Genomic DNA, 3,907 nt, shown 5'->3' with positions numbered 1-3,907 from the left:
CGCGATGATAGTCATGAATATGAGGTCGTCTCAAAATATGAGCCAACCGGTGACCAGCCAACAGCGATCGATAAGCTAGTAACTGGTCTTAAAAACGGGGTAAAAGAGCAAATTTTGTTAGGTGCCACCGGAACCGGAAAAACGTTTACTATTTCGAATGTGATTGCCCAAGCTAATAAGCCCGTCCTCGTCTTATCACACAATAAGACGCTAGCTGGGCAGTTATACGGCGAGTTTAAAGAGTTTTTCCCCAACAACGCGGTTGAGTACTTCGTCTCTTACTATGACTACTATCAGCCCGAGGCATACGTACCATCATCTGATACGTATATTGAAAAAGACTCTTCAATCAACGATGAAATCGATAAGTTGCGTAATTCTGCGACGGCTTCCTTACTCGCTCGAAACGACACGATCGTTGTGGCATCAGTCTCGTCTATTTTTGGATTAGGTAGTCCTGAACAGTATAATGACCACGTTATCAACGTCCGTGTGGGTGACGTGATTGAACGAAACGACCTCATGCGTCGCCTAGTTGATATTCAATTCCAACGTAATGATATTGACTTCCAACGTGGTCGTTTCCGCGCTCGTGGTGATGTTTTGGAAGTCTTTCCGGCATCATCTGATGCGAAGGCTTTGCGCATTGAATTCTTTGGCGATGAGGTTGACCGAATTCGTGAAGTTGATTCCCTTACTGGGGAAGTAACGGCTGACCTAGATTTGGCCACTATTTTCCCAGCTACTCACTTTATGACCAATGATGCCATTCGTGATCGGGCGCTAAAGACAATCCAAGCGGAATTAGATGCCCAGCTAAAAGTCTTTGAAGAGGAAGGTAAGTTGTTAGAAGCGCAACGCCTGAAGCAACGTACTGAATATGATATTGAGATGATTCGCGAAATGGGCTTCACCAGCGGTATCGAAAATTATTCACGCCACATGGATGGGCGGGCACCGGGGGAACCGCCATTCACGTTACTCGACTTTTTCCCAGATGATTTCTTGATTGTTGTGGATGAGTCTCACGTGACCATGCCCCAAGTACGTGGTATGTATAAGGGTGACCGTGCCCGTAAGGAAACTTTGATTGACTTTGGTTTCCGACTACCATCGGCTTTGGATAATCGACCACTACGTTTAGAAGAATTTGAAGAACACGTTAATCAAATTATCTACATGTCAGCGACACCTGGTGATTATGAAGAAGCACGGGTTAGTCATGATGATGTTGCGCAACAAATCATTCGTCCAACAGGACTGCTTGATCCGGAAATTGAAGTTCGGCCAGTTATGGGACAAATTGATGACTTGTTGGGTGAAATTAACGAGCGCACTGCCAAAGATGAACGTGTGTTCGTAACGACGCTTACCAAAAAAATGGCTGAGGATTTAACCGATTATCTTGAAGATGTCGGGGTTAAGGTTAAGTACTTGCACTCTGATATTAAAACGCTTGAGCGTACTGAGATTATTCGTGATTTACGACTCGGTAAATTTGATGTTTTAGTAGGTATTAACTTGCTTCGTGAAGGGATTGACGTACCGGAAGTGTCTCTGGTTGCGATTTTAGATGCCGACAAGGAAGGCTTCTTACGTAATACTCGCTCACTAATTCAAACGATTGGTCGTGCGGCCCGTAATGAAAACGGTCACGTTATTATGTACGCCGATAACATAACCGGGTCAATGCAAGCCGCGATGGAAGAAACCGCCCGACGCCGTACGATCCAAATGTCGTACAATCAAGAGCACGATATTACACCTCATACCATCAAAAAAGAAATTCGTGGCCTTATTGCCGTTAGTCATGATACGACGGAGACCAACGAGTCAACTAGCTTTACTGAAGTTGCCTTTAAGGACATGGCTCGTCCAGATCAAGAAGCAATGATCGCTAATTTGGAAGACCAAATGCGCGCAGCTGCCAAGCGATTGGACTTTGAAGAGGCCGCCAGCTTACGCGATGCTGTCATGGAACTTAAACTACAACTTGGTGTCTGACGGCATTGCACACTATGTTATAATGATTATTGGTATTTCTGTTGTAAATACAGAAAAATATAGATTGCTAGGGGATTATCATGGATTTTAGTCTAGCTGATATTCAGGCGTTAATGCGTGATTTCGAGAATAGTTCATTGCGTGAATTCAAACTCGATACAGATGACACCCATTTATACTTGAACAAAAATGAAGCACAAACGACACCCGTGTATCAAGCAACAACGGTTGATACACCAGTTACTGTTGATGAAACACTAACAATCACGGCCCCATTGGTTGGGACATTGTATTTAGCCTCGAAACCTGGTGTTGCAAACTTCAAGCAAGTGGGTGATCCAGTTTCGATTGGTGAAACAGTGGCAATTATCGAATCGATGAAGTTAATGACTGAGGTACACAGTGAGGTAGCCGGGACTATTGTGGCTATTAACGCTGAAAATGAAGCGGTCGTTGGTTATGACGACGTTTTGTTTACTGTACAACCGAATTAATTCATGAGAAAGAGAGGCCGGAACGTTGTTCCAGCCTCTTTTACGTTAATGGAGTTTAAAAATAATGTACAAAAAAGTATTAGTTGCTAATCGTGGTGAAATTGCAGTCCGTATCATTCGGGCTTTGCATGAGTTGAATATCAAAGCAGTGGCAATTTATAGCACTGCAGACAAAGAAGCTTTGCACGTACAACTAGCCGATGAGGCAATTGGCGTTGGCGGACCTAAGCCGCAGGATTCGTACTTAAACCGGCAAAACATTGTCAGTGCGGCCTTATTGACCGGTGCTGAAGCCGTCCACCCAGGCTATGGCTTCTTATCTGAAAATGCCATGTTTGTGAACATGTTACATGACGTTGGCATTGATTTTATCGGGCCTCGAGCTGAGACCATCGACTTGATGGGGGATAAAGCGGCGGCACGAGAAACCATGCGGGCGGCGGGCATTCCCGTCATACCGGGAAGCATCGGTACATTAGCAACGAGTCAAGAAGCTGCTGAAATTAGTGCTGAAATTGGTTATCCAGTCATGCTTAAAGCAGCCGCTGGTGGTGGTGGTAAAGGTATGCGTTTCATTCCCGACGCCACAACTTTAGTTGAACAATTCGATCGCGCCCAAGCTGAAGCAGTACGTGCTTTTGGATCCGGTGAGATGTATGTTGAAAAAGTGATGACAGACGTTCGCCACATCGAAGTTCAAATCATGCGCGATGCAACGGGACAGACCGTTTATTTTCCGGAACGTGATTGCTCTATTCAACGTAATCACCAAAAAATGATTGAAATGTCTCCTGCAGTTGGTATCACAAGTGAGATTCGCGAAAATCTAGGCCAACTGGCAGTAAAGGCCGCGAACGCTTTAAACTACGTTAATACCGGCACCTTTGAATTTCTTGCTGACCGGGATAATCATTTTTATTTTATGGAAATGAATACCCGTATCCAGGTTGAGCATCCAGTCACCGAAGCCGTGACAGGGTTAGACCTCGTCAAGATGCAAATTCTTGTGGCTGCAGGTGAACCATTGCCCGTTGCCCAACAGGATATCCAGGTTAAACAGCACGCAGTGGAAGTCCGGTTAAATGCTGAAAACCCACACAAAAACTTTCAACCGAGCGCTGGACAAATTTCATTTAGTTATTTACCGTTTGGTGGCCCTGGTGTGCGTTTTGATTCGGCTATCTATACTGGCGAAGAAATCGCGCCCTATTATGATTCAATGATTGGTAAAGTGATTGTATCTGCCAATAGTCGTGACGAAGTCTTCACAAAGTTATCTCGTACGTTGGACGAGGTGGTCATTCACGGTATTGATACTAATCTCTCAATTCAACGGGATTTGGTACATAACCAGGCCGTACAGCAAGGTATCATCCCAATTGATTTTGTCGAAACGACATTTTTGCCGG

General features: G+C 44.7%; 3 protein-coding genes. All 3 read left to right on the top strand.

Annotated features, from left to right (window positions below):
• A partial coding sequence (gene uvrB, locus WEIDD23_RS01620) for an excinuclease ABC subunit UvrB (protein WP_062358701.1) occupies window positions 1-2,004 on the top strand: 2,004 nt, incomplete at its 5' end.
• Between the two features lie 80 nt (window positions 2,005-2,084).
• The gene (locus WEIDD23_RS01615; RefSeq protein ID WP_010374855.1) at window positions 2,085-2,498 is read left to right on the top strand and encodes an acetyl-CoA carboxylase biotin carboxyl carrier protein; all 414 of its coding nucleotides are present in this window, start codon (window positions 2,085-2,087) and stop codon (window positions 2,496-2,498) included.
• Between the two features lie 64 nt (window positions 2,499-2,562).
• On the top strand, window positions 2,563-3,907 hold a 1,345-nt coding region (locus WEIDD23_RS01610), incomplete at its 3' end, for an acetyl-CoA carboxylase biotin carboxylase subunit (protein ID WP_062358700.1).

Origin of the sequence: Weissella sp. DD23, assembly GCF_001579105.1 — a bacterium.
GTDB lineage: Bacteria > Bacillota > Bacilli > Lactobacillales > Lactobacillaceae > Weissella > Weissella cibaria.
Note: the sequence above shows the minus strand (reverse complement) of the source record. Positions and strands in the feature narration are given on the sequence as shown.

What these genes read in the sequence shown, in the direction of transcription:
- WEIDD23_RS01615 (WP_010374855.1), top strand. Translation starts at nt 2,085, where the DNA reads ATGGATTTTAGTCTAGCTGATATTCAGGCGTTAATGCGTGATTTCGAG.